The organism is Solibacillus sp. FSL R7-0668 (genome assembly GCF_038006205.1).
Taxonomy (GTDB): Bacteria; Bacillota; Bacilli; order Bacillales_A; family Planococcaceae; genus Solibacillus.
Genome location: NZ_JBBOUU010000001.1, coordinates 1,495,075 through 1,520,547, shown reverse-complemented (window position 1 = coordinate 1,520,547; position 25,473 = coordinate 1,495,075). Strand labels below are relative to the sequence as shown.

26 protein-coding genes are annotated in these 25,473 nt (G+C 38.6%); 11 read left to right on the top strand and 15 right to left on the bottom strand.

The window, feature by feature from the left end; all coding sequences use genetic code 11:
• Nucleotides 1-547: 547 nt before the first annotated feature.
• The 4 genes from MKX47_RS07285 to MKX47_RS07270 all read right to left on the bottom strand — a co-directional run bounded on the left by MKX47_RS07285 (nucleotide 548) and on the right by MKX47_RS07270 (nucleotide 2,549).
• Nucleotides 548-1,027 (bottom strand): HIT family protein, encoded by a 480-nt coding sequence (locus MKX47_RS07285; protein WP_340772504.1) that lies wholly within the window; start codon nucleotides 1,025-1,027, stop codon nucleotides 548-550.
• Between the two features lie 312 nt (nucleotides 1,028-1,339).
• The gene (locus MKX47_RS07280; protein WP_340772503.1) at nucleotides 1,340-1,612 is read right to left on the bottom strand and encodes a hypothetical protein; all 273 of its coding nucleotides are present in this window, start codon (nucleotides 1,610-1,612) and stop codon (nucleotides 1,340-1,342) included.
• 93 nt (nucleotides 1,613-1,705) lie between these two features.
• Nucleotides 1,706-2,272: a GNAT family N-acetyltransferase gene (locus MKX47_RS07275; RefSeq protein ID WP_340772502.1), complete on the bottom strand. Its 567-nt coding sequence runs from the start codon at nucleotides 2,270-2,272 to the stop codon at nucleotides 1,706-1,708.
• Nucleotides 2,273-2,405: 133 nt separating this feature from the next.
• Nucleotides 2,406-2,549 carry a DUF3953 domain-containing protein gene (locus MKX47_RS07270; RefSeq protein WP_340777739.1) on the bottom strand — a complete coding sequence of 48 codons (144 nt, stop codon included), beginning with the start codon at nucleotides 2,547-2,549 and terminating at the stop codon, nucleotides 2,406-2,408.
• Nucleotides 2,550-3,244: 695 nt separating this feature from the next.
• Between MKX47_RS07270 and MKX47_RS07265 the strand changes: the two genes are divergently transcribed.
• Nucleotides 3,245-3,892, top strand: a complete 648-nt coding sequence (locus MKX47_RS07265) for a helix-turn-helix domain-containing protein (RefSeq protein WP_340772501.1) — start codon at nucleotides 3,245-3,247, stop codon at nucleotides 3,890-3,892.
• Nucleotides 3,893-3,971: 79 nt separating this feature from the next.
• Here MKX47_RS07265 and MKX47_RS07260 read toward each other — a convergent pair whose 3' ends face one another.
• Nucleotides 3,972-4,724, bottom strand: a complete 753-nt coding sequence (locus tag MKX47_RS07260; protein WP_340772499.1) for a class I SAM-dependent methyltransferase — start codon at nucleotides 4,722-4,724, stop codon at nucleotides 3,972-3,974.
• Nucleotides 4,725-4,786: 62 nt separating this feature from the next.
• Nucleotides 4,787-5,191 (bottom strand): NUDIX hydrolase, encoded by a 405-nt coding sequence (locus tag MKX47_RS07255; protein WP_340772495.1) that lies wholly within the window; start codon nucleotides 5,189-5,191, stop codon nucleotides 4,787-4,789.
• Nucleotides 5,192-5,488: 297 nt separating this feature from the next.
• On the opposite strand from MKX47_RS07255, the gene MKX47_RS07250 reads away from it, so the two are divergent.
• Nucleotides 5,489-6,172, top strand: a complete 684-nt coding sequence (locus MKX47_RS07250; protein ID WP_340772494.1) for a TraR/DksA C4-type zinc finger protein — start codon at nucleotides 5,489-5,491, stop codon at nucleotides 6,170-6,172.
• A gap of 92 nt (nucleotides 6,173-6,264) precedes the next feature.
• Here the strand turns inward: MKX47_RS07250 and MKX47_RS07245 are convergent, their stop codons facing one another.
• A complete protein-coding gene (locus MKX47_RS07245) occupies nucleotides 6,265-8,667 on the bottom strand; it encodes an excinuclease ABC subunit UvrA (RefSeq protein WP_340772492.1) in 2,403 nt (800 codons plus the stop codon).
• 214 nt (nucleotides 8,668-8,881) lie between these two features.
• Here MKX47_RS07245 and MKX47_RS07240 point away from each other — a divergent pair, with 214 nt between their 5' ends.
• Nucleotides 8,882-9,676, top strand: coding sequence for a M15 family metallopeptidase (locus tag MKX47_RS07240; protein ID WP_340772489.1), 795 nt, complete (start codon nucleotides 8,882-8,884; stop codon nucleotides 9,674-9,676).
• 47 nt (nucleotides 9,677-9,723) lie between these two features.
• Here MKX47_RS07240 and MKX47_RS07235 read toward each other — a convergent pair whose 3' ends face one another.
• A complete protein-coding gene (locus MKX47_RS07235; RefSeq protein ID WP_340772487.1) occupies nucleotides 9,724-10,752 on the bottom strand; it encodes an NAD(P)/FAD-dependent oxidoreductase in 1,029 nt (342 codons plus the stop codon).
• 238 nt (nucleotides 10,753-10,990) lie between these two features.
• On the opposite strand from MKX47_RS07235, the gene MKX47_RS07230 reads away from it, so the two are divergent.
• The 4 genes from MKX47_RS07230 to MKX47_RS07215 are packed head-to-tail and all read left to right on the top strand — an operon-like array spanning nucleotide 10,991 to nucleotide 14,906.
• Nucleotides 10,991-12,043: an iron-siderophore ABC transporter substrate-binding protein gene (locus tag MKX47_RS07230; protein ID WP_340772485.1), complete on the top strand. Its 1,053-nt coding sequence runs from the start codon at nucleotides 10,991-10,993 to the stop codon at nucleotides 12,041-12,043.
• Nucleotides 12,044-12,045: 2 nt separating this feature from the next.
• Nucleotides 12,046-13,080, top strand: coding sequence for a FecCD family ABC transporter permease (locus MKX47_RS07225; RefSeq protein ID WP_340777737.1), 1,035 nt, complete (start codon nucleotides 12,046-12,048; stop codon nucleotides 13,078-13,080).
• Nucleotides 13,077-14,108 carry a FecCD family ABC transporter permease gene (locus MKX47_RS07220; protein ID WP_340772482.1) on the top strand — a complete coding sequence of 344 codons (1,032 nt, stop codon included), beginning with the start codon at nucleotides 13,077-13,079 and terminating at the stop codon, nucleotides 14,106-14,108. Before MKX47_RS07225 ends, MKX47_RS07220 begins: the two co-directional genes overlap by 4 nt.
• Nucleotides 14,109-14,906, top strand: a complete 798-nt coding sequence (locus tag MKX47_RS07215) for an ABC transporter ATP-binding protein (RefSeq protein WP_340772480.1) — start codon at nucleotides 14,109-14,111, stop codon at nucleotides 14,904-14,906.
• A 54-nt stretch (nucleotides 14,907-14,960) separates the two neighbouring features.
• Here the strand turns inward: MKX47_RS07215 and bioB are convergent, their stop codons facing one another.
• Both bioB and MKX47_RS07205 read right to left on the bottom strand, forming a co-directional pair.
• Nucleotides 14,961-15,956: a biotin synthase BioB gene (bioB, locus tag MKX47_RS07210; protein ID WP_340772478.1), complete on the bottom strand. Its 996-nt coding sequence runs from the start codon at nucleotides 15,954-15,956 to the stop codon at nucleotides 14,961-14,963.
• A gap of 12 nt (nucleotides 15,957-15,968) precedes the next feature.
• Nucleotides 15,969-16,562: a biotin transporter BioY gene (locus MKX47_RS07205; protein ID WP_340772476.1), complete on the bottom strand. Its 594-nt coding sequence runs from the start codon at nucleotides 16,560-16,562 to the stop codon at nucleotides 15,969-15,971.
• Between the two features lie 396 nt (nucleotides 16,563-16,958).
• Between MKX47_RS07205 and MKX47_RS07200 the strand changes: the two genes are divergently transcribed.
• Nucleotides 16,959-17,483, top strand: a complete 525-nt coding sequence (locus MKX47_RS07200) for an AAA family ATPase (RefSeq protein WP_340772473.1) — start codon at nucleotides 16,959-16,961, stop codon at nucleotides 17,481-17,483.
• Nucleotides 17,484-17,560: 77 nt separating this feature from the next.
• Here MKX47_RS07200 and MKX47_RS07195 read toward each other — a convergent pair whose 3' ends face one another.
• Nucleotides 17,561-18,709, bottom strand: a complete 1,149-nt coding sequence (locus MKX47_RS07195) for a DUF2812 domain-containing protein (protein WP_340772471.1) — start codon at nucleotides 18,707-18,709, stop codon at nucleotides 17,561-17,563.
• Between the two features lie 264 nt (nucleotides 18,710-18,973).
• Between MKX47_RS07195 and MKX47_RS07190 the strand changes: the two genes are divergently transcribed.
• Nucleotides 18,974-19,378 carry a hypothetical protein gene (locus tag MKX47_RS07190; protein ID WP_340772466.1) on the top strand — a complete coding sequence of 135 codons (405 nt, stop codon included), beginning with the start codon at nucleotides 18,974-18,976 and terminating at the stop codon, nucleotides 19,376-19,378.
• 116 nt (nucleotides 19,379-19,494) lie between these two features.
• On the opposite strand, the gene MKX47_RS07185 is transcribed toward MKX47_RS07190, so the two are convergent.
• Nucleotides 19,495-20,853, bottom strand: a complete 1,359-nt coding sequence (locus MKX47_RS07185; RefSeq protein ID WP_340772461.1) for an MATE family efflux transporter — start codon at nucleotides 20,851-20,853, stop codon at nucleotides 19,495-19,497.
• Nucleotides 20,854-20,880: 27 nt separating this feature from the next.
• A complete protein-coding gene (locus tag MKX47_RS07180) occupies nucleotides 20,881-21,354 on the bottom strand; it encodes a GNAT family N-acetyltransferase (RefSeq protein ID WP_340772459.1) in 474 nt (157 codons plus the stop codon).
• A 129-nt stretch (nucleotides 21,355-21,483) separates the two neighbouring features.
• Between MKX47_RS07180 and MKX47_RS07175 the strand changes: the two genes are divergently transcribed.
• Nucleotides 21,484-22,308 (top strand): MerR family transcriptional regulator, encoded by an 825-nt coding sequence (locus MKX47_RS07175; RefSeq protein ID WP_340772455.1) that lies wholly within the window; start codon nucleotides 21,484-21,486, stop codon nucleotides 22,306-22,308.
• Between the two features lie 659 nt (nucleotides 22,309-22,967).
• Here the strand turns inward: MKX47_RS07175 and MKX47_RS07170 are convergent.
• A complete protein-coding gene (locus MKX47_RS07170; RefSeq protein ID WP_340772453.1) occupies nucleotides 22,968-23,426 on the bottom strand; it encodes a hypothetical protein in 459 nt (152 codons plus the stop codon).
• A gap of 265 nt (nucleotides 23,427-23,691) precedes the next feature.
• Between MKX47_RS07170 and MKX47_RS07165 the strand changes: the two genes are divergently transcribed.
• Entirely contained in the window at nucleotides 23,692-24,045 is a 354-nt protein-coding gene (locus tag MKX47_RS07165) for a hypothetical protein (RefSeq protein WP_340772451.1), read from the top strand.
• 180 nt (nucleotides 24,046-24,225) lie between these two features.
• On the opposite strand, the gene MKX47_RS07160 is transcribed toward MKX47_RS07165, so the two are convergent.
• Complete coding sequence (locus tag MKX47_RS07160; RefSeq protein WP_340772449.1) at nucleotides 24,226-25,386, bottom strand: DUF2812 domain-containing protein; 1,161 nt, start codon at nucleotides 25,384-25,386, stop codon at nucleotides 24,226-24,228.
• Nucleotides 25,387-25,473 lie beyond the last annotated feature (87 nt).

Below are 25,473 nucleotides of genomic sequence, written 5' to 3'. Positions count from 1 at the left end.
ATAGCATTAAATCCATATTACATAGATTTAAAAATTGCGAACGTTTCAAATTTCGACGCTTACATTAAAAAGTTGACTGTGTACAAATTTCTTCAGCTTTTTACCATTGCACATTTGAATAAAAAATCGTTTTATAAGTTAGCGAAACAGCTTAAAGATACAGATAAACTTCAAACATCTATTCAAAGGGATGCCATTAGTTCGTCGCAGCTTTCGCGTAAACAATCTTGTCTGACGCCGGGAATTTTTGAAAAAGTCTTTCGCCATCTCGCTGTTTCCATTCAGGCGAAATGAAAAGGAACGCACCATTTCTTCGTGATATTGGGAAATTACTTGTAAACAATTCTTCTACGATGTGTCTGAGCAAATCCCCTTAGGCGACGTTTCGGAAAACAAAAGCAGGCGTACGGGTCCATATGAGCTTTTTTCCAATGACGGAAGATTGCTTATTCAAAAAATTCCGAAATAAGATTGAGGTAGGTATTTGGTCTCTTTTGACAACTAACTAAAATTTTAATGCAACGCAAATAATATTTTATAGATTTGCTTAAAAATATTTTTGTGAATTTTCATTTATCCATGAACGTAGCTTTTCAGCGTAGAAGGGACGTTCATTTGGTTCTGTATATTCTCCCTTAGTCATATAAAGATTGTCTCCGTTATATCTTGGGTACACATGAAGATAATAGTGCCATACATCTTGGTTACCAGCAGGTTCATTATGTTGACGAGTCGAGATTCCATCACAGTTGTATGTATCTTTCATTGCAAAAGCTATTAATTGAGCTATACGGTGTATCTCTGCAGCTATATCTGCTGGAAGTTCAAATATATTTTCAAAATGTTCGTTTGGAACCACTAAAACATGCCCTTTATTATTTGGCCACCATTTACTCGCAATAAATGCTGTTACGTCTTTATTTTGATAGATAATATCTTTTTGCTTTGTACCCTTATTTTGTTTTTCTTTGCCTGATACAATTCGACAAAATGGACACTCGTAATCCTGTGGTTTATGAGAATACAATTTTAGCTCCCCTTTTTATCATAAATTTCTTCTTACTTTTATTTTATAATAATCGCCATAAATTTTTGCATACTTTCCAAAACATTATAAATACCCTTCCCAAAGCGGTGTTTGGTAACCTAATGAAATAAAAAGCAGCTAAGAATGGTTGAAAATCTTAGTTGTTAGATTGAACGTTCCCTATATGTATAGGAACGTTATTTGGATTTAATTTGTACCCATTATTAGTTCTAGTTGTATTAGATCTCCAATTATTTGAAGAATAAAAATTAAGCTTATTCAAGAATCGCGTCCGTTTGTGTAATTGAATTATTAGGGTATATTCCAAAATAAAGACATCACTCCAAAAAACAATAAATAAATGACCACAAGTATCGGAAAACCATATAGTGATATCCTTCCGAATTTGTCCTTTTTGCTGAACAATGATAAAACAAAAGAAAGTGCCAGAAGGATAAAACCAAGTAGCATTGTTATGTTGTCATTTATCAAAGAATTACCAGTAAAAATATAGACGCCCAAGAAAATAAGTCCGATAATCAAACTAATAAAAGAAAGCATTCCTACACTCCGTTTACGTTGCAAGGCTGTCACCTCCTATATTTTCAACTTCAAATAAAAGGAGAACTTTGCTCTTTGAAGTTCCATTTTTGAATATTGCTCCACTGTTGATAAAGATTAAATTGAATTCTTATAATAAACTAAATTATCAGTCCATTCATCATTTTCGTATATAAAAGCTTTACGGATGCATTCAAATTCCATTCCTACGCTTTCAATTAACTTAATAGAGGGCAAATTATCAATATTAATATGAGCTTCAATACGATGAAATGTTAACTGTTCAAAAGCTATCGTAAGTGCTGCGTTTACCGCTTCTTTCCCGTAACCGTTTCTCCAATACTGATTATGAATGGTATATCCAATTCTCCCCCATTGAAAGTCATCTCTTGCTAAGGTTGAAAAATCAACCATACCTAAATGTGTACCTTCAGTTTTGCTAAATATCCCAAATATGTAAGCAGCATCTGTACGTGCTAATTCCTGATGTTTGTTTAATAGGTTTTCAAACCATTCTAATGTACATTCGCTCATATCTATTTTTCCTTGATCGTGGTGATATTGAGATGGAAGGCGATTCTGAAATTCCTTCAACCAATTTTCATAGTCTACATTTTTTAACGGTCGTATAATTAATCTTTCTGTTTCTGTATTACATTCGAATTTTTTCTCTGCTAATTTCAATCGAATATCTCCTTTAATTACTTTTTAATCGATTTGTGTTCTCTTTTATAATTATTAATCACTTCTTTGTATACCTGATTCCATAAAAACGAACGGTAGCTACCATTAGGTTATTTAGGTATATTTTTATGTATTAGTTATTCAACATAAAACTTTGGATAGCTACGAATATTGAAAATGCAAATACCCCCAATAGCAGCCAGCCTATAATTTTATTATTTCTTTTGAATTCTTGCAGCCCTACAACGAGCATTGTGAATGCTAAGAACAAAATCATATATGCTTGAAATTGAAAATCCTTTGTGAATAGACCATACCCTGCAAAAGCTAAAGTAATAATTGAAAATAGAATTTGCAAAACCCTTAACAAAGCAACTCTCCCCTTTCCAAAGCGGGATTTAGATGCATTTATCACCTTAACATTGCAAATGGGTATCAATCCTCAATCACTGCTTTTTATTTTGAATTCTTCATATTCTCCCCAAGCTATGTATCCTACACCTATTATTAAAGCAATCATACTAGACATGCTTAAAGGAATGCCTATGTAGCTTAACATTGCATTAAATAATTCTTCGTCCCAACTTAAAACACCAGAACCAAAGATTGCTGCACTAGTGTATTTTGCTGAAAATTAAAATGCAGCTATTGCTATAAAAGCAACACCACTTCCACGTTTACTCATTTAATTACTCCTTTTCCTACCTTAATAATATTCTACATAGCCTCGTTATCCCCTCCATTATTTAGAAACTTTGCTGTGCTAAACCTTGTAAATGCACGAATTTGATGCCGTGGATTATACAATAATCGGGCCATTATGGAGTAACATACTTTCAAAAAATGAGCAATCTTTTATTCAAATCTACCCCTATAGAAAACCATTCGACCTTTCCCTTCACACCTACATGACTTTATGCGTATAATTATAGTGGAATATATTATTTTTTTGATATTTAAGGAGTTTTTACTATGCCCGCGATTTATGCGACTGGTGCAATTGCTGAGCAACTTGGCATTAGCAAAGCATCGTTACAACATTACATGACAATTTTAGAAGACCATGGCTACAAGGTACGCCGCAATAGCCGCATGCATCGCCAATTTTCAGAGGAAGATTTTATTTTGCTTCGTGCCTTTTTAACACTAAATAAAGAGCGTGGCTACAAGTTAAAAGAAGCGGCACAAATGGTAACAGAGCCGACTTTTGAGCCAGCTGACTTTTTACAGCACACGATCATTCCTGCTCCACCACATGTTTCACAATTCGAAGATTTATCCAACTCCATGCAGCTCCTTGCCACACATGTTCATGGGATTGAGCAGCAAAACCAGCAGCTCTTAACGCTAATCGAGGAACAGCGTACACAAAATGAGCTGCTAATCGACCAAAACTACACGTTAAAGCAACAGCTTGGCGCGATGATGCAGCATATTTTAGAACAGGCAAACGAACCAAATGCCGCGCATCAACGTCAGCTCGATCGTGTCGAACAACAAAACAGCGCCATTATGAATGTTTTAAACAAACTCAACGTCGCCCAGCAGGAACTAACAACAGCTACGGAGCAACCAGCCGAAAAACAAGCTAAAGGATTATTCGGGAAATTTTTAAAGTAGTGATTTACTGACGATTTGACCATAACAAAAACGAAATTGCCGATTATACGCAATTTCGTTTTTTAATATGGGACCATTTCTATGACTTTAATTGCGCATGAACAACCATTGAAACACTCTTTTCATCAAATACTTCCTTTTTCCAAGAACCATATAATGCGATCAGCTCGAATCCATGCTGGTGCAATAGTCGTTTTAGCTCCAATGGATATGTATAGCGAAGATTAATATGATCTTGATATTCATTTTTGGAAGTTATATATGTTGACGTACATTCTAGAATTTGGGTCAACGGATTATAGATTTCCCGACTAATGACCTTCGTTAGTTCCCCCTGTTGAACAATAGCTTCTTCTGAACAATCACCCTCTACAAGTTCATGTAAAATCGGATTTCTTGTATCAAAAATAAATTCGCCATTTGGGTTCAAGTGTTTTTTAACTGCATCGAAAAGTGCATCTTGGCTCTCATTTGTTAAAAAGTGTTGAAAGGAATTCCCCGTCATGTATATAAAATTGGATTGAATTGGTAAATTTAATTGTGTACAATCTTGCAAACTTAAATGAATGTTAAGATTTTCAGCAGTAGCCTTTTCTTGTGCAAATTTCAACATGCCTGCATCAATATCGACACCATATACAGTGTGTCCTTGCTTGGCTAGAGGTATGGCTAAGCGTCCTGTCCCACAAGCAAGCTCAATAATTGCTTGAGGATTCCCTGCTAAATGAGCCTCGATAAACGCTAAGTCTGCTGTGTAGCCTTTATACGTCTTATCATATTCACCTGGATTTGCATATTTGGATAAATTATCGCTAAATTCATTGTTAAACATCAGTTGAACCCCTTTTTATGAAATAGATTAGTCAGTGAAATGCTCATAATTCAGGTACCTTTTCAAGAAAGTATATTTAATAAAAATTGTTCAATAATTTCTTGGTCTTCGGGATAAGTATGATTGAGTTTTGAAATTTCGTTGCGATCTTTCCACGAAATTTCTTCAATTTCTTCATCAGGATCATGAAATTGAATGTTACCACCCGTAATTTCGCATAAGAAGTACTGAGTTGTCACCAAATAATCTTGGATAATTGTCTTTTTAGTATGTAATTCTTTTACGACCTTAGCTTCATAACCTGTTTCTTCTAAAATTTCTCGGACACAGGCTTCTTTTGCTGTTTCGCCAACTTCTACTCCACCAGAAGGCACGCTCCAACTAGTCGATTTTTTTGTACGTACCATTAGCGCACAATTATCCTTAATGACAATAGCAGATGCACCGTTCCAAGTTTTATACTGCATAGGTTTCATCCTCCTGAGTTATTAAATTCCACTCTCCAGAGAAATTTTACCATATATTCACTAAGTAATTGAATCATCACCGAAACATGTGCGAATATATTTGCGACTTTTAATTTTTATTTGCGAAATCTCGGGGATATTTGCGACTTTTAGATTTTATTTGCGAAATTTTGAAGATATTTGCGATATTCAACATATATTTGCAAATATCCATAAATCATCATAACTTCCAAATGTCATTCCCTAAATGATTTCTCCTCATTCCGCTCATACTACAATTGAAAGGAATTGATGCCAATGCTAAACGACAAACAATTAGCCAGACTAAAAAAGAAACTAATCGAACAAAAAAAGGAATTAAGCGGAGTCACTGATGGAAACGAAGACAGTGTGAAATCGCCATACAGCTTACGTGATGCGACCGATGAATTATCAACAATTGACAATCACCCGGCCGATTTAGCAACCGAACTATACGATCGCGAAAAGGATATGGCGTTAGAGGTGCATAGTGAAGATATGAAAGACCAAATAGACGCAGCGCTTGAAAGGATGGAAAACGGAACATATGGCGTTTGTGAAAAATGCCATGAAGCCATTCCGTATGATCGGTTAAGCGCCGTACCGTATACCGCGTTTTGCATCGACCATAGTGAAGCAAAATACGTACCAACCGACCGTCCTATCGAGGAACAGAGCATCCTGCCGCCTGTGGATAACTCATTCTCAGGCAGAGAGGCAGATGATGAATTACAAGATAATGAGGACTCCTTCCAAGTCGTTGCGCAATACGGCAATTCCGATACGCCTTCAGACTTTGAAGGTGACTATGAGCATTATAATGAATTGTATCAAGACAAAGACGGCGAGGATATGTATTCAGCTCTCGAAATATTACATGTCTCAAAGGAAGATCAATTAAACGGCCAAATATCACAGCAGTATGCAGATGAAGCACGGAAGTATGATTATTTGGAATGAAGCACTTGTATTAAACAGATAAGCCCCAAATAGAAGCACTGTTTTCAGTGTTTCCTATCTGGGGCTCACCCTGTTCATCATTCGATTACCATTTACAAATAATCACGCATAATGGATGCGCTATTGTTTTTAATTTCCTCAGGTGTTCCTGTCGCGATAACGGTGCCCCCCTTATCGCCACCTTCTGGACCAAGCTCGATCAAATAATCCGCCTCACGAATAATTTGCTCATTATGCTCGACGACAATAACGGTATGCCCTTCATCCACCATTTTGTTTAGCAAAATGATAAAGTTTTCAATATCTACTGGATGTAGACCAGTTGAAGGCTCATCAATTAAAAAGAGATTTTGCTGCCCTTTTACGCTAAGAAGCTCTTTTGCCAGCTTCAAGCGCTGTCCCTCACCACCAGAAAGAGTCGTCAATGATTGTCCCAGCGTAATATAGCCCAAACCTACTTCCATTAATAACGAGAAAATTTTCGTCAGTTTTTTATCTGCCTTTAATACTTCTGCTGCCTTTTCAATGGATAGATCCAGAATTTCTGAAATCGAATAGTCGTGCAAGGTCACTTCTAAAATTTCGTCCTTGAACCGCTTACCATTACATACCGGACATACAAGCTCGACATTATCGAAAAACATCATATTGCTTGGTACCACTCCAAGACCTTCGCAGTTATCACAGCGTCCACCTGCTGTATTAAAGCTAAAATGCTTATTCGTAAAGCCCTTTTCCTTTGCTAATGGTTCTTTCGCAAATGAATTACGTAGGACGGTAAACGCATCGGTATAGGTCGCAATATTCGAGCGACGCATCCGTGAAATCGACGCCTGCTGCACCGTAATGACTTGGTCGAAATCATCAAATGTTTCATCCGCTAGGACATCAAAGATTAAGGTAGATTTCCCCGAACCTGAAGCACCTACTACTGTCGTAAAGCACTGCTTTGGAAATTGCACCGTGACATTTTGCAAGTTGTTTTCTGATACATTGGCTACTGTAATATGACCATTCGCTTGACGTGGCTTTGTATTTAAAACAGTCGGCTTTTTCAAATAGCTGCCTGTAACAGATGTTTCCATGTCCATCAGCCGCTCGAGCGTCCCCAATCCAATCAGCTCACCACCAAATGTCCCCGCGCCAGGACCAATATCCAAAATCATGTCCGCCGCCTTCATCACATCGGTATCATGCTCGATAACAATGACCGTATTACCTAAATCACGCATGCGTTTTAAAATGTCAATCATGCCAAGCGTGTCTTTCGGATGCAGCCCACTTGTCGGCTCATCCAGTAAATAAATGACGCCTGTTAGCTCTGAATCTAATGTCGCAGAAAGCTTAATTTTTTGCTGTTCCCCTCCTGACAATGTAATCGTTTGACGGTCTAGCGTTAAATAGCCGACACCCACCTTGATTAAACGCGCTAACTTCGTCGTCATATCCAAAATAAAATGACCGATATAAGCACGCTGGCTCTCCGATAGTTTTGCATTTAATGCATCAATCCAAGCAGCTAAATGCTCTAATGAATAATTCGACAGCTCTGGTAAACGTTTTTCATTCACAATCGCTTGACGGCTCTCTTCACGTAAACGCTCGCCATCACAACTTGAGCAAGTCGTTTTCTTAAAATAGTACTCCACTTCCGAATCACCACTTTTTTCGGTAAAGCGACGCCATAATAATGGTTCAACCCCTTCAAAGCGCCCCTTAGTTACATTTTTCGGCACACCTTTTTCTGGATCAACATTGGCCGCCTCAGCCCCTTTTATTAAGATAGCACGATGCTTTTCGCTCCAATCCTTTAACGGTACATTTTGCACATCGCCCAATTCATAAAAGGTGAACGCATTTTTTAAAATGCCTTGCACATAGCTTAGATAGCCTTTATCTAAAAAGTGCACCGCGCCCTCTTCTAGAGTCTTCGTTTCATCTAGCACCTTATCCCAATCAAGCGACACCTCGACACCTAAACCTGAACATGTTGGACAAGCCCCATCCGTTTTATTGTAGGAAAAATGCGCGCGAGTTAGCTTGAGCTGCTTGCTATCACAATGCGGACAATGCACAAATGTTGTGTATTCCCCATGAATATTTTCTGTTACCTCTTTGCCCTCATGCTGCGCGAACATTTTGCCACAGTCACTACATGGGCGCTCACTCACTTTTTCGTAAACCATACGCAAATCGGTATAAATATTCGTCAGCGTACCGACTGTGGAACGCGGGTTTTTATTTGTTAAATGCTGATTAATTTGAATCGCGGGCGAAATATTGCGAATTGCCTCCACACCAGGCTTTTGAATGCCCTGATAACCAATTGCCTCCAAATATTGACGCTGACATTCCTGGTATAATGTATCGAGCACCAATGTTGATTTTCCTGAGCCCGAAACCCCCGTCACACAAACAAGCTGATTGCGTGGAATCGTGACTGAAATATTTTTTAAATTTCCTTCGTATGCATTTTCGATTACAATATGCTTCATACATTCACCTCTAATTGACTTCATTACATTCATTAGCTTACCATTTTTCACGCTTCCGTACTGTTTCTATAGATAGTAGGAAAAATTATTTAAACGTATCAACATTACGAATTTGGACGACAATGACCACACATCTTCAGAATTTCTTAAGAATTTCCATCACATAAAATTAAGTTTTGTATTTTATGCTTGTGTTAAAGGAGCATTATTACTTATGAAAAAACTATTATTCGCGATACTGATTGCCGTTATTGGTTATCAATTTTTTACAAAGGAGCAAGTCGCAGCACCTGACTTGCCTCAAACCATTTCACTTGAACACTATGCCATATCCAGTGGCGATCTTGTCTTAGTCAATCGAGATATCGAGCTACAGCAAGACCCGACAAATTTAGCACAAATCCCAATGGACATCGCAGCAAACGTCATTGTCGATTCTACCTTCCTATTAGAAAATCAAGCGATACAGCCATTAAAGCAGCTTTTCGAGGCGGCACAGCAAGATGACATTCATCATTTTATTATTAACAGTGCTTATCGAAGCGGAAAATTACAGCAGCAATTATTCGAGAAGAATGGCGCGGACTATGCACTTCCATCTGGCTACAGCGAGCATCAAACCGGGCTATCCCTCGATATCGGATCTACAGCTGGAAAAATGGAAAACGTCGCTGAAGGGAAATGGCTTGAGCAAAATGCCCCAAAATACGGATTTATTCTACGCTATCCGAAGCATAAAGTGGACGTAACAGGCATCAATTATGAGCCGTGGCATTTCCGCTACGTGGGCTTACCACATAGTGTGACGATGCAAAAAAAGGATATGGTGCTTGAAGAATACATTCAGTTTGTCAAAAAGGAACAATCCTATACGACAAAAGTAAATGGGTCAACGTATTTCGTCCAATATACGACGGACATGTCAACCGTCAACATCCCAAACACGGACAACTTCAACGTTTCGGGTGACAACAAAAACGGCTATATTATTACTTCTATTATGGAATAACAAAAGCTCCAAACAGCGGGGAAAATTACGCCGCTTGGAGCTTTTGATTAGTTTATGTCCACTAAAATTTTATGATTACGCTCTCGAAACTTCTCATTATGCGAAGACACCATCGCATAGCTATTGGCCTCGGGCTCCAAATATTTCTTAGCGCCATTAACCGCTAGCACCGCATCGTTAAATGTTCCGACTAATAAATACACCTTGTCCGAATAAGCAACGATATCCCCTACCGCAAAAATACCTGGTGTTGTTGTATGACACTGTCCCTCACTCTCAAAAAGCTGATGCTCATTGCGCTTGGGTATAATTCCTTGCGCAAAATCGAGTGACACTTCGCGATTATAGCCGTGGCAAATAATAATATCATCCACTGTGACGGATTTCTCCACATCCCCCTTACGAATGATAACATGCGCAATCGCTGTTTTTTCATCATTAGAAACTAGCGACTGAATTTCGGTATGGAGTAAAATTTCTACGTTATGCGCTTTTAGCTTTTTAATCTGTGCTTCATGGGCTTTTAATTCGTCACTACGATAAATAACCGTCAGCTTTTTCGCAATCGGTAATAGCTCCACTGCCCAGTCGATTGCCGCGTTGCCCCCACCTGAAATGAGGATATCCTTACCAGCAAAGCGTTCCATCCCGTTAATTGTATAATGTAGGTTGGTCATTTCATATTTTTCTGCCCCTTCAATTTCAAGCTTGATCGGTTGGAAAATACCACCGCCAATTGCGATAATCACGGTTTTCGAATAATGCTTTTCCCCATTATTTGTTGTAATGACGAATACATTCTCTTGCTTTTCAATATGCTCTACTTTTGAATTTAAGCAAACAGTTGGCTCAAAAGTCATTGCCTGCTCGATTAATTGTCCAATAAACTTTTCTGCAACAATCGGTGGCTGCCCGCCAATATCCCATAGTATTTTTTCTAAGAAGATATTCACTTTCCCTCCTAAATACGGGTGGAATTCGATAATTTTAGTTTTCATATCACGCATACCACTGTAAAACGCACTATATAAGCCAGCAGGACCCCCACCAACAATCGTTACATCATAAACTTCCACATTGATCGCTCCGTTCCATTCATTTTTATTATACCGATATAACTCTAGATACAAATGATATTGAGAATCTTTATCATTAAAATACCGTTTATCCAATAACTTGTCAATATTCCATCTCCTTTATTTGTTTCTCGCACAAATTTAATATTGACATTATTGAAAATTAGCGTAATATTTGATTATCAGTGATAATGAGAATCTTTATCACTAGAACAGAAGTTATGTGAGGTAAAATAATATGAAGAACAAAAAATCATTATTAACGCTACTACTTGCCTGCTTCATGGCAATCGTGTTAGCCGCTTGCTCAGATTCATCTGATGATAAAGCAACAACAGACAACAAAAAAGATGACACAGCATCAACTGACTTATCTGAACAAAAATATCCAATTACCGTACAGCATGCTTTTGGTGAAACGGTGATTGAGGAAAAACCAGAACGCGTAGCAACAATCGCGTGGGCAAACCATGACGTAGCGCTTGCTTTAGGCACAGTTCCTGTAGGGTTCTCTGCAGCGAACTACGGTGTACAAGATGAAAGTGGGATGCTTCCTTGGACGGCCGAAGCATTAAAAAAATTAGGTGAAGAAAAGCCGAATATCTACCAAGATACAGACGGCTTAGACTTTGAAGCCATTGCCGATTCAAATCCAGACGTGATCTTAGCTGCCTACTCTGGTATTACACAAGAAGAGTACGATACGCTAAGCCAAATCGCTCCTGTAATCGCCTACAAAGAAACACCTTGGGTAACTTCATGGCGCGAACAAGTCACATTAAACGCAGCTGGTATGGGTATGGAAGCTGAGGGCGCACAATTAATCGAGGACACAGAAAAATTAATTGCCGATAAAGCCAATGAATATGCTGCAATCAAAGGCAAAAAAGCAGCATTCGGTATGTTCAATGTAACAGACCTATCAAAATTCTACATTTACACACCTGGTGATCCACGCGGTGAATTCTTAACAGATTTAGGCATGGCATATCCAGAAAGCTTAGAAGCATTAAATAAAGACGACAGCTTCTACATCGAATTATCTGCTGAACATGCAGATGCATTAGCGGATGTTGAAATCTTCATCGCATATGGAGATACAAACACGGTAAAAGCATTACAGGCGGATCCGATTTTAGGTAAAATTCCTGCCATCGAAAAAGGCAATGTTATCATTGTAGAAGACAACACACCACTTGCAGCAGCTGGTAACCCTAACCCGCTATCTATTAAGTACACAATTGATGAGTACTTAACATTAATTTCGGATGTTGCGAAAAACATTCAGTAATGATGAACGATTTACAGATTTCCGAACATAAGAAGCAATTACTCCCGAAAAATATGGTAAAAGTAGTCGTTGTTCTTATTCTATTACTTGCGCTTAGCATCATCGCATCGCTCGTATTCGGTTCTCGTACGATTGGCATGACTGGACTAATGGATGGATTACTTCATCCTGACGTTCAGTCACACGAGGCCAATGTTGTACGTCAGCGAATTGTACGAACGATTTTTTGCTTTATGGTGGGCGCTGCACTAGGCGTTTCTGGTGCACTGATGCAGTCCGTTACACGCAACCCAATAGCCGACCCAAGTATTTTAGGGGTTAATACGGGGGCATCGCTATTTGTCGTTTGCGGGATTGCTTTTTTCAATATTAGCTTTGCCAATGAATATATCTTTTTAGCGATAGTAGGGGCGATTCTTACGGCGATTTTTGTCTTTGGCATCGGCTCAATGGGGGCTAGTGGCGCAACTCCACTGAAGCTCGTCCTTGCCGGTGCTGCGACGAGTGCGATTTTATCCTCTCTTGTGACAGCGGTGATGATTCCACGTTCGAATGTTATGGATCAGTTCCGTTTTTGGCAAGTGGGGAGTGTTGGCTCCGGTTCTTGGGATTCGATTTCGTTATTTATCCCATTTTTAATCATTGGACTACTTATAGCCCTATTTACTGCCCCTGCCCTCAACGCACTGGCTTTAGGAGATGAAGTGGCGACCGGTCTAGGTGTGCGCACTGGGACCATTCGATTATTTGCTTCCCTTGGTGGTGTGCTATTATGTGGTGCAGCAACAGCACTGGCCGGTCCAATCGGCTTTATCGGACTGTTAGCTACTCATCTAGTACGGCTTGTCATTGGGCCAGATGTACGCGTACTCATTCCGTTATCTGCATTAACTGGTGGCATTGTGCTCATGATTTCGGACGTATGTGGTCGTCTACTTGGAAGTCCAGGCGAGCTACAAGTCGGCATTTTAACCGCATTTGTCGGAGCACCGATTTTAATCTACATTACAATGAAAGCGAAAGTGCGTAGCCTATGATCAACGAAACATTGACTTCTATTATGAAAGCAAGACAGCAGCGCAAGCGACGATTTGTGCTGACCACTTCCATTCTAGTATTACTAACACTAGCTTTATGTGCAACGATGCTGATGCTTGGGAACACAATCTATCCGGTAAAGGATGTTATAGCTGTATTGCTAGGTGAAGAGGTAAAGGGCGCTACATTTGCCGTTGGGACCATCCGCCTTCCACGTATGCTAGCTGGCTTATTTGCTGGCTTTGCATTTGGTGTCGGTGGCTATGTATTCCAAACGATGCTACGTAACCCACTAGCAAACCCAAATGTCATTGGAATTACGGCTGGCTCAAGTGCGGCAGCGGTATTTTGCATTATCGTGCTGCATGCGAGTAATACCGTTGTGTCCATCGCCTCAATCGTTGGTGGTTTAGGCACGACCTTATTCATTTATTTTTTAGCAAAGGGTTCGAGTTTTTCAATTGGACGTTTAATTTTAATCGGCATTGGGATTCAAGCGATGCTGAACGCGTTTATTTCTTATTTAATGCTTATCGGGAAAACGCATGATCTTCCGACTGCCCTACGCTGGTTAAGTGGCAGCTTAAACGGGGTGAAAATGGAAACATTGACGCCATTAATGATTACGGTCATTGTTTTCACACCGCTATTACTCATTTTTTCGAAGCGTCTTGAAATGCTGGAGCTTGGCGAAGAAATGGCCACTACGCTCGGTGTAAATACAAATAAAACGCGTATTTTGTTAATTATTTGCGCGGTGTTGATGATTGCCCTCGCAACTGCTGTGACAGGTCCGATTGCATTCGTTGCCTTTTTAGCGGGTCCGATTGCCAAACGCCTTGTTGGCAGTAACTTTTCTGCGCTCATTCCAGCCGGCTTTATCGGGGTCATTTTAGTATTGGCGGCTGATTTAATTGGTCAATTTGCCTTTACGACGAGATATCCAGTAGGTGTCGTGACCGGCATTATCGGCGCACCGTACTTGATTTACTTATTAATTCGCATCAATCGTAAAGGAGATATCTAAATGACGCACCATACATTACAGGCACAAAATTTACAGGCCGGCTATGAACAAAAAATGATTTTAAACGATGTTCAATTAAGCATCCCACAAAATAAAATGAGCATCATTATCGGGGCAAATGGTTGTGGCAAATCGACGCTGCTCAAAACGATGGCGCGTCTCATTAAGCCTACAAATGGTGAGGTGGTGCTCGATGGAAAATCGATCCATCAAATGCCACCAAAGCAGCTGGCCAAAACGCTTGGGCTTTTACCGCAATCCCCTGTCGTCCCTGAAGGCATTACCGTAGCGGATTTAGTAGGTCGTGGGCGTTTCCCACACCAAACACTTTTTGGAAGCTGGTCGAAAAAGGACTATGAAGCCGTTTCGGAAGCACTTGAAATGATGAATATTGCGGAGTTCGCTGATCGAAATATCGATGAATTATCGGGCGGTCAGCGTCAGCGCGTGTGGATTGCGATGGCGCTTGCCCAGCAAACCGACATCCTATTTTTAGACGAACCAACGACCTTTTTAGATATTACCTATCAGGTCGAAATATTAGATTTACTCACCGACTTAAATAAAAAGTATGGCACAACCATTGTGATGGTATTGCACGATATTAATTTATCCGCACGCTATGCCGATTATTTATTTACGATGAAAAATGGGCGTCTCATTGCAGAAGGTACGCCACAGGATATTATTACGAGCACTTTAATACGAGAAACATTTCAATTAGAATGCTCGGTCATTACTGATCCGGTGTCCAATACGCCTCTCATCTTACCTATTGGACGCCATCATTGTGAGTGAAGGAATGAAAAAAGATGTATTCCGCGATTGCTTTCGTGGAATACATCTTGTCATTTACCCTTGTAAGGCTGCTTGCTTATCATTGACTTCAATTTCGAAGCCTAAATCGCGAATCATTGCATAATCCGCATTTTCCTCTTGCCCCTCTGTTGTTAAATAGTCTCCTACGAAAATACTATTTGCTGCGTACATTCCCAGTGGCTGCAAGGAGCCTAGATTAATTTCACGTCCACCCGCAATGCGAATTTCCTTCGTTGGATTAATATAGCGGAATAATGCTAAAACTTTTAAACAATAGCGTGGATCTAATTCCTTCGTGCCTTCCAGCTTTGTACCATCAATCGCATTTAAAAAGTTGATCGGAATCGAATCGGCATCAAGTGCATGAAGTGCATAGGCGATATCGACAACATCTTGCTTCGTTTCGCGCATGCCGATAATCGCTCCCGAGCAAGGTGACATCCCGTGCTTTTTCGCAATTTCAACCGTATTGACACGGTCTTGGTAAGTATGCGATGTCGTAATATAATCATGATGCTTTTCAGACGTATTTAAATTGTGATTGTAACGATCAACGCCTGCTGTTTTTAGCTGATCGGCCTGTTCGTCTTTTAATAGCCCTAAGCAAGCACATACCTTTAAGCCGTATTTTTCTTTAATTTCCTGAACTGCTTCACTGACAACATTGACATCTTTGCGCGTCGGTCCACGTCCACTTGCCACAATGCAAAACGTACCAATTTGATTTTCAAAAGCTTGCTTGGCCCCTGCTAAAATTTCGTCTTTTGTAATAAACGGATATTTTTCGATAGGCGCTGTCGAGATGGACGATTGCGAGCAGTAGCCACAGTTTTCAGGACAATAGCCACTCTTGGCATTCATAATCATATTTAATTTTACTTTTTTGCCATAATAATGTTTGCGAATCGTAAACGCGCCTTGCATTAATGGTAATAATTCATCATCTGAAGCGTGTAAAATTGCTAATGCTTCGTCATTTGTTAATAATTTCCCCTCAAGAACCTCTTCTGCTAGTTGTACCCAATTCATATTCATTGCCCCCTACTTCACCGGTAAAATTTTCAATACTTTTTGTAAGCGATATGCAAAAATCCCCGCAAAGATTGCTAATACGAAATCTTTTGGCATCGGTGGAATCATCCATAACCAAGCCATACCATATGAGAATTCATCTGGTGCACTTGCCCAGAATTTATAAGCGCCGTACATCCAATTCGTCCCCAAAATATAATTTAATACCGTAGCCACTAACGCAGCCACGATAAAGGCGATGCGCGTTTGATACTTTTCTACAATAACGCCTGCCACATAGGCAATTAAGATGAACGTTGCGATAAAGCCAAATGTCGGTGATAAAATGGCTGAAAATCCTCCACTAAACTTTGCAAACACAGGTGCCCCTGCCAAGCCGATGAGCATGTATACGGTACAAGCAATTGCCCCGCGCTTTTTGCCAAGCACTAAGCCCGCAAGCACCGCGAAAAAGGTTTGCAACGTAATCGGTACACCCCCTACTGTTAAAAATGGTGCAAACGACGTAATATTTGCGCCAATCATCATCAGTGTTGCAAATAAACCACAATACACTAAATCAATCGTCTTCCATGATGCGTTTGAACGTGATACTGATTCCATAATGTCCCCTCCTTAAGTTAACTTAAATATTTTTATGGTTAACGTAAATATAAAGTATCAGCTTTTTTACGTCAACCTATTTTTATATTAGGTTAACTTATATGAGTGAGTGCTCTCTTAAAGGGAAGTCGAAGTTTGCTAGTTGAAACAGAATTTCGCTATTTCATTACAAAAATCCCCATAGGATCATCTAAAATGGAAACGCTAAAAAAAGCGTGAATGATTCCCCTTTGCAAATTCTAAGAGACTTTTTTTTACGAAAAGGCATCTTTCTATGAATCTCCTTACTACATAAAAATGTAGGTATTAATTAGAATCACTCAACATCAAAATTAAAGGAAATTCATGTTCCAATAGAGAATGGATACTATTAGACAAAAAAATAAAGGGGAAGTTATGAAGAATCAACCTACTCAAAAAATACATATTTATGGCTCGGTTGGGAGTGGCAAAACAACATTAGCGAAAAAATTATCTGAAATAACGGGAATCCCATATTATGAAATCGATAACGCTGTATGGATCAGAAATCCCTCTGGAGATATCCGAAGAACTGACCAAGAAATTGAACGAAACTTAGAAGCAATCGTTCAATCAAAAAGCTGGATAATCGAAGGCGTACATACGAAGGATTGGGTACATCAAAGTTGGCAGCACGCGGATGTCATATTATTTCTCAATACGGGTTATTCCACTCGAACGTCGCGAATTATGAAACGATTCATTAAGCAGAAGTTAGGCTTTGAAAAATCAAATTATCAGCCAACCCTTCAGTTATTTTTGAATATGTTTAAATGGAATAATCATTTTGAACAAGTAGACAAAATACGTTTTTTACAAATGACAGAGATACATAAGGAAAAACGAATAATCGTCTATAACAAACAAGATGTAGAAAAATGGATAAACACTTTCCGATAATTTTGCTCAAACAAAATGGAGTTGTTAGGAAATCCCCTTCCAAACAACTCCGCCAACTTACTGTGTTCACTTTAAACCTATAAATTTTCTAAAGCTTCCAAAATGGCCTCGATACTTGCTTCACCAATATAATCGACATACTGCACCCGATTATCTTTTATTGTTAATATGCGAACAGTATCCTCATATATTTTTTCCACAAGCACTCGATCAAACGCCGTGTGCGAGAAATGGGGTTCTTTATGTACTTCATAATACGTTGCCCATTCCTCAAACAATGCCTTTCCTAAGCTTGGCACCGTACATTCAATGATCTGGTATTCGAGCTGTGGATTATAGAAGGGTTTATTTTCTCTTGCTATTACTACGGATTCCTGTACTGTATATTGAACGGGCGCAAAAAAAGTCCAGTTTTTCATAAGTGAATTTTGACGACCTACCTCTTCTGCCTCCATTTCAATCTTGATCCTTGTTTCAGGCGCTTCAATCATAACCAATCGCAAAAGCGGTAAATCCTCGGTGTTTTCTGCTAATGTTTCGTAGCCTTGATTATTCACTTGCTTGATTAACGTAAACGCAATTACCACGGTAATTACATAGTAACTACTATTCCAAAAATATCTTTTCACACCCGACAAACGCCAGCTCGCTCGGTAATCCAATGCAATCCCTTGTTCTAGCTGCTTTTTGACGCGCCGAATCATCAAGAATTCATAAAGGAAAGCAATGCCAATCCAACTATTGATAAAAATAATGAACAACGAGCTTAATAAATAGCCTTCAATGAGATTCGTAATTGGTTTTGGGTTATCCCTAAAAAATAGTAATGCCATAGCAAACAACACAACGATAGAAAAACTATAGATAAGTATTTGGTTGCGGGTCTGCTTTAAAATCCCATCAAATGATGCTGCTTGTTCAGATAACTCCTCAATCTCACTTAACGGATCCGCTTGCTGCGAGCAAAAAATATGATAATACTGATAGCTCGCGACATAGTCCCAGCCCGCTTGTTCCAGCTCGTTTGTATTTGCTGGATAACTATCTTTTTCATGCATGACAATCATGCGATATTCAAGACTTTGGGGTTCTGCCTTTTGAAATGTCGCGATAAAGTTATTAAATTTTTCAAGCTTTAGCCCGTGCTGTGCCTGTTCGGAAAGCCAACTCTCCATCTGACCACGCTGCCATAATTTCACTGGCACAAGCTTTCGTTTTTTGCCCAAGACATCAGCCTCCTTTCTATTATTGTAAAATAGTGGTGGAGGTAGTTCAATCTGAAAAGTCAATGCACCATCTCATATAAGATTTTTTTGGTGAAATAGAAAAGTTTGATCGCGTAAGAAAAAAAGAACGAATCGAGACGGACTTTTAATTTCCGCTCACATATATCACCATGTAAATAGATTCCTTATTATACAAATAATTACATATCATGTATTTATTTCAGGTAATACTATAAGATTGTAAAAGAAAGGAAGTTTTTATATATGAAAAAATTATTATACTTAGGGGCATTGTCAGCATTACTACTTACAGCATGCGACGAAGAAAAAGAGTTGGTGACAACTGAATCTGCACCAGTAGAAGTAAGTGAAGAAGAAAAATTGAAAAGTGAAGCAATTGAACTCGATTTTGCTGATGTTAACGAAGGTAAAGTTAAAGCTGGTACGAAAGTTGTTTCGAAAGGGACAGTATCTAGATTCGTAACGGAAGAAAAATATGATTTTGAGTTTTTCCTTACTGTAGGAAATGAAGAAGTGTCTGAAGCCTACGCCATCGAAAATTACCCGTTAGCTAACACAAATTATGGGGCTGAAATTACAGTTTACGGTACATATGAGGGAATGAACGAAATAGGCGTTCCTTCCATCTCAGCGATTATCGTAGATTAAATTAATTCAATGCTTATTATCTATCAAAAAGACCGAGAAGACTAGGGCTACCCTCCAACCCACGACAAAAGCGCACTCATCGAAGTAAGTGCGCTTTTATTTTAATCATTATTCCTCTACGCCGTAAGCATTGATTCGGATGCTTCCTTTTTCAAAACGCGTAATTTCTTCCGCGCGATGATTAAGCCAATAGCAGTAAGCCCTTCTGCTATCGGGAATGCGAGCCAAATATAGTCCCCACCAAAGTAGGTTGGTAGCAGCCATAGCAGCGGTAAAAAGAGTATGATGCTTCTCGTTACTATTATAATAGAAGAAAGCTTGATCTTTTTAATGGCCTGATAGTATTCTGCGTAAACTAAATTAAAGCCTAAAAATAAATAGCCGATGAAGTACAGCAGAATTCCGTTCGTTGTATACGCTAAAACGTCCTCTGGCATCTCGCCGAATAACGCCACAATGGTTTCGCTAAATTTCCAGCCAACAAACCAAATACCAATCCCAAACAAAATGCCGGTAATGACGCCCAGCTTTAAAAATTGCTGCAAGCGACTATATAATTTCGCCCCGTAATGATAGCTGACAATTGGTTGCAGTGCCGCGCCAATTCCGATAAACAGCATCAGGAAAACGGCATGCATGTAGTTTACAACCGCGTAGGCTGTCACCCCGATTGCACCGACAAAATGCATAAACGTAATATTATAGGCAATAACTGTCACCGCTGCGGATGCCTCGACAATAAAGCTTGGCAAACCAATTTTCAAAATTTCGCTCACTGTTTTCATTTCAAACTGGAGCTTCGTAAATTTCAAAATACTCTCTTTGTGGAAGAAGTGCATTAGTAAAACAAAAACACCAATCAAAGTCGCAATACCAGTACCGTAAGCCGCGCCTTTTACGCCCATATCCATCATGAAAATAAAGATATAGTTCAATACAATATTCAGTATAGAAGTAACACCAAGCCCAATCATTGCGAGCCTTGGATTACCGTCATTTCTTATAAAAATACTTAAAATATTTTCGACAACGTAGACGATACCGAATATTAGAATGATTTGAAGATAATCCTTCACATAAGGAAAGATTTCATCGCTGGCGCCAAATAAATAGGCAAGCTCCTTTTGCTTCCATAGGCTAAGTACAACTAAAATGCCGACAATAAACGTTGCAAGGAAGAAGGATTGCGTAAAAATCGATTGTGCTTTTTTGGGATTATTTTGTCCAAGCGCAATAGAATAAAGCGTTGCTCCTCCCATACCAATCCAAAGGGATATCGACAGTAAAATAGAGAATATTGGCACCGCAATATTGACACCTGCTAATGCCTCAGGTCCAACTCCATTACTAACAAAGATGCCATCAACTAATATGTTCACTGCCATCAGCAGCATGCCGATAATTGAAGGGATTAAATACGAGATAAATAGTTTTTTCGTGGGGGTAGTTCTTAATGTTGTAGATGTTTCATTCATTTTTTCACCTATTGCTTTTTTATTGAGTTATTGTCGTTGTCCGTTTATGTTTTGAAAGTTTTTCACCATAATTTTTTCGCCATTTTCATCCAATTCATCATTAAAATGAAAGTCGAATTTTTCATATAAGTGGATGGCAGCTTTATTATCCTCATATACACTTAAATAAATCGTTTCACATGCAAATTCATCGACTAATTTGTCAATCATCGCGGTTAGCATCGTTTTTCCGTAGCCAAAGCCTTGATAGTTGGCATCGATTAAAAAGCGGTCCAGCCAAACACGCCCATCTCCCTCTCGCTCTTGGAAATAGCCATACATCGAAAATCCGATGAGCTCATGATCCACATAAAGGCCAACTGGTTTGTAATTCGCACATTCTTTCGCTTCATCTAAGCATTGCTGTGTTGATTCGATAAAGCCCTGCTGCGCCGCTCCTACTCGTAAATTTAAAATTGCCTGTACATTTTCTTGCGTTACGTCATGAATAGTAATATCCACGACTATCAAATCCTTTCTTTCGTTCTCCTTAAGTTAAGTGAGTAACGTCCCTCATGTGAGGATAATTTTGTGGTATAGTAACAGCTTAAAGTATACGGTAACCATATAGTCAAGGAGGATGTTTTAAAAATGAATGAAAATTTACGTAAATACTTTACAACTGGTGAATTCGCCAAGCTATGCCATGTAAAAAAGCAAACACTCTTTCATTACGATGAAATTGGGCTGCTCTCCCCCGAAATAAAAACTGAGAAGGGCTATCGTTATTATTCCTACCATCAATTTGATGTATTTAATGTCATTGAATTGCTTAAGGAAGTGGACATGCCGTTAAAGGACATTAAATTATTTTTGCGCACAAAAACGCCAACTGAACTAATCGACCTACTGAAAGGCAAGTCTTTAGAAATCGAAAAAAAAATTCAAAATCTCCATCAAATCCAAAAGATTATTGACACAAAAATTGCCTTAACGGAACATGCACTAACAATTGATTTTTCTCAAATTCAGCTTGTTGAACAGCAGCAGGAGCAATTGTTTTTAAGCGACTCTATTTTAGATTGCTCGGATAAGGAATTTTTAAAATCGGTATCGGTATTTATCGATTATTTATACACGAAGGAATTAGATATCGGATACCCGATTGGTGCAGTCATCAGTAAAGAAAAACTATTGCAAGAGGACTATGACAATTACGCATACTTGTATACGAAAATCGCCGAGGATGCCGAGAATGTACCTCTTTACACAAAGCAAAGCGGTCTTTACGTCGTTGCGTACCACCTAGGCAGCGATAAAAATATTTCAGAAACGTATTCAAAAATAATGAACTTTATCGACGCACAGCAAATCACGCTTGGCAACTATGCTTATGAGGAATATGTATTAGACGAAATCTCGGTAACTGGCGAGGAGCATTATGTTACTAAAATTATGGTGGAAGTGGAGGGATAGCTTGTATTAGTCAGAGGATAGATGCCTTTAGGAATAAGTACGTAAATGTGTCTTTTCGTAAACGACACTTTGGGAAGGTTTGAAGGAATGTAAGTCTATTTTGTCGAAAAACTTTAAATCCATAATTCGAAGTTTCAAAAGGATTTGAGGGTGACTATTATGATACTTAAGACATTTCTTCTTGGTTTTATAGTTATATATATATTGATTAGCCTACCTGCGATATTGGGAATTGGGTAACAGAAGCGACATTTTATCAAAAGTTTAAAGGATATGTGATAGAAGGATTTACAACTAACTACTTTCCCAAAATAGTAATTTCAATAGTAATCGGAGGTATATTTACCTTGTTTCTAGCAAAACGTAACAGTAAGTTGAATTAATGCATTTACTAAAGCTATTCAAAATAACGATTCCAATGCCATATTTGGGACTAAAACAGACTTGTTTAATTAATTTAAACAAGTCCGTTTTATTTGTTAAATATAATATAACACTGCTCATCGCGTTCTAATGGTTCTATAACAGGTTTCCTTAAATCACTGAATTCTTTATGCTCCAGTGGTTCACTTTCATTACCTAACCAACAAACAAATATTTCACAATAGTCTCCTTCTTGAATCAATTTATTTAAGAATTCACATCGCTGAACATTCTTTTTATTCCTTATGAACTTCAACATATATCGTCCCAAAAAGCTTTTCTTCTATATAAGCATCCAGTTTCCACATACCTTCTTTGGGCAAAGTCAAATGTGAGGGTATATGTCGATCTGCACCATTATTTGGTCCACTAAGATGATCTACTGTTAGCAAAGGAACTTGTTCTCCGTCATCTTGGTTAGTAGCCATAACCGTAAATTTACCATCAAGCTCTTGCTCATCCCCCCAAAAATGCCACATGTACTTTTGCGTTTTATTTGGATAGAATTTCATTACTTCACTTTCATCGTAAATAAAACCCAAACGCCCTTCTTCCCCAATCATTGTGTAACCACCTGATTCAAAAACAGGACTCTGCTCCCATATTTCATTCTTATCATCAACCGCATCATCACACCCAGATATCCCCAGTAAAAGAATACTAGAAAAAATGAAAATACCAAGCCTCTTCAACATTAAACACAATCCCTCCCTTTTATAGTTCTATTCTTCCCATGTAGAAATATTCCTTCTATCTATCTTGCTGCATTAACACGTACTATTATGTACGATTAAGTCTATTAATTTGGTAATAATTCAATTAATATTACGATAGTGCGGGAACTAGCCAAAAGCAGGCCAAAATTAGCCGAACTTTAGCTGAAACGAGCCAACCATATTAGAAATAAAATGGTTATCATCAAAGCAATTGGGTTTTTCCCCATAGACATTGGAGGGCATTATGAACACAAAACAATTAAATGAGCAATTATATGCGAACAGAGAACTTGCTGGTACTGCCGAACATTGCATATGTGAGGATTGTGTTTTTTACGCAGAGCAAATTATGAAAAATGATGCGCTTGTTTCGTTTTTACTTACGAAAGGGCTCAACCCACGAAAAGCAGATGAAGTTTGGTGCTACATGGAAAAAGACGGAAACAAGCATTATACAGCTGATTTTTTTGAAGTGTATGCAGAAAAAGAAGAAACGCATATTTATGGCAACGTAAAAGTTACATTTTACATCAACAACTATGCAGAAAAAGAACAGCCTCCACACGCATGCACTATCGATGTCGTTTTTAAAAGGTAGTGGCATTTAAAAAAGCGACTTCCTCCACTCGAGATCGTCGCCATTTTAGTTATATTATTTTTTTACATTGGATACTTCATCGTTAATAATCTTCTGTATTTCATCGTTTCCAATGACTCATGCGGAAAATTTATTATATTCGTCTGTTAAAAGTAAAAACACTTTATACAGACCTCTTCCTCATACTAATAAATTTTCTAATGCCCTTAAAATGGTCTCGACATTTGCCTCACCCTGATAGTCCACATACTGCACACGCTGGTCCTTACGCGTTAAAATGCGGATAGAATCCTCATGAATTTGTTCCACAAGCACTTGATCAAATGCTGCGTGCGACAGCTTGGTATCATTTTCAAAACGATAAAATATTACCCACTCATTAAACAACGCCTTTGCTATGCTTGGTACAGTACATTCAATTACTCGGAAATTAAGCCATGGTGAATAGGTTGCTTGATTTTCTGTTGGTATATTGACGCGTTCACTTACTTCATATTGAATCGGCGCAAATATTGACCAGTTTTGCTCGAACGAATTCATGATATCTGTATAATCGATTATACTCAATTCCATTTCTTTAGGCGGCTCGATCATATTTAAACGCAAAATGGGTAAGTGCTCAGTGTTTTTTGGCAAGGTTTCATGGCCACTTTTAGTAAAACTTATAACAATCATCCATATTAAAATCGTGGCGAGCGCAAAATTTATCCAGCCCCACCCGAATTTTTTCAATTTTGGTGAACGCCAATTTTCATGATGATCCAGTGCAATTCCTTGTGCAAGCTGCTTTTTGATGCGCATTAACTTAAGATAATTTTGATAATTTGTAAGAACTGAAGAACCGATTGTAAACATAAAAAGCAGCACCATAATGCTACTCCCTTCAATCATACTCATCACTGGCGTCTGAGTATCTACAACTAAAGAAATAACTAAGCCAATAAACATCAAAATCATCAAAACACTAAACAGAAGCTGCTTACGTAAATCTAGCAAAATACCTGACAAGGACTCTGATTGCTTCATGAAGTCTTCTTCAATTTCCGTCGTCGCATCCGCCTGCTGTGAGCAAAAAATATGATAATACTGATAGCTCGTCACATAGTACCAGCCTGCTTGTTCGAGTTCCTTAAGATTCTTAGGAACGGTATCTTTTTCAGGCATGACGATCATTCGGTATTCTAACTGTTGTGGCTCTGCAATTTGAAACGTTGCCTTATAGCCAGTTAATTTTACTAATATCAAGCCTTGCTGAGCTTGTTCTATGAGCCAGCTCTCTACTTTTCCAATTTCCCAGAAGGCTAGACGTAGTAGCTTGCTTTTCGTATCGATAATCTCCACCCCCTTGTAGATTGACTATAAATATATAAAGTGATAATACTTCAATCAAGTATAACTGCGAGTATTATTCATCCAAAGTTCCATTCG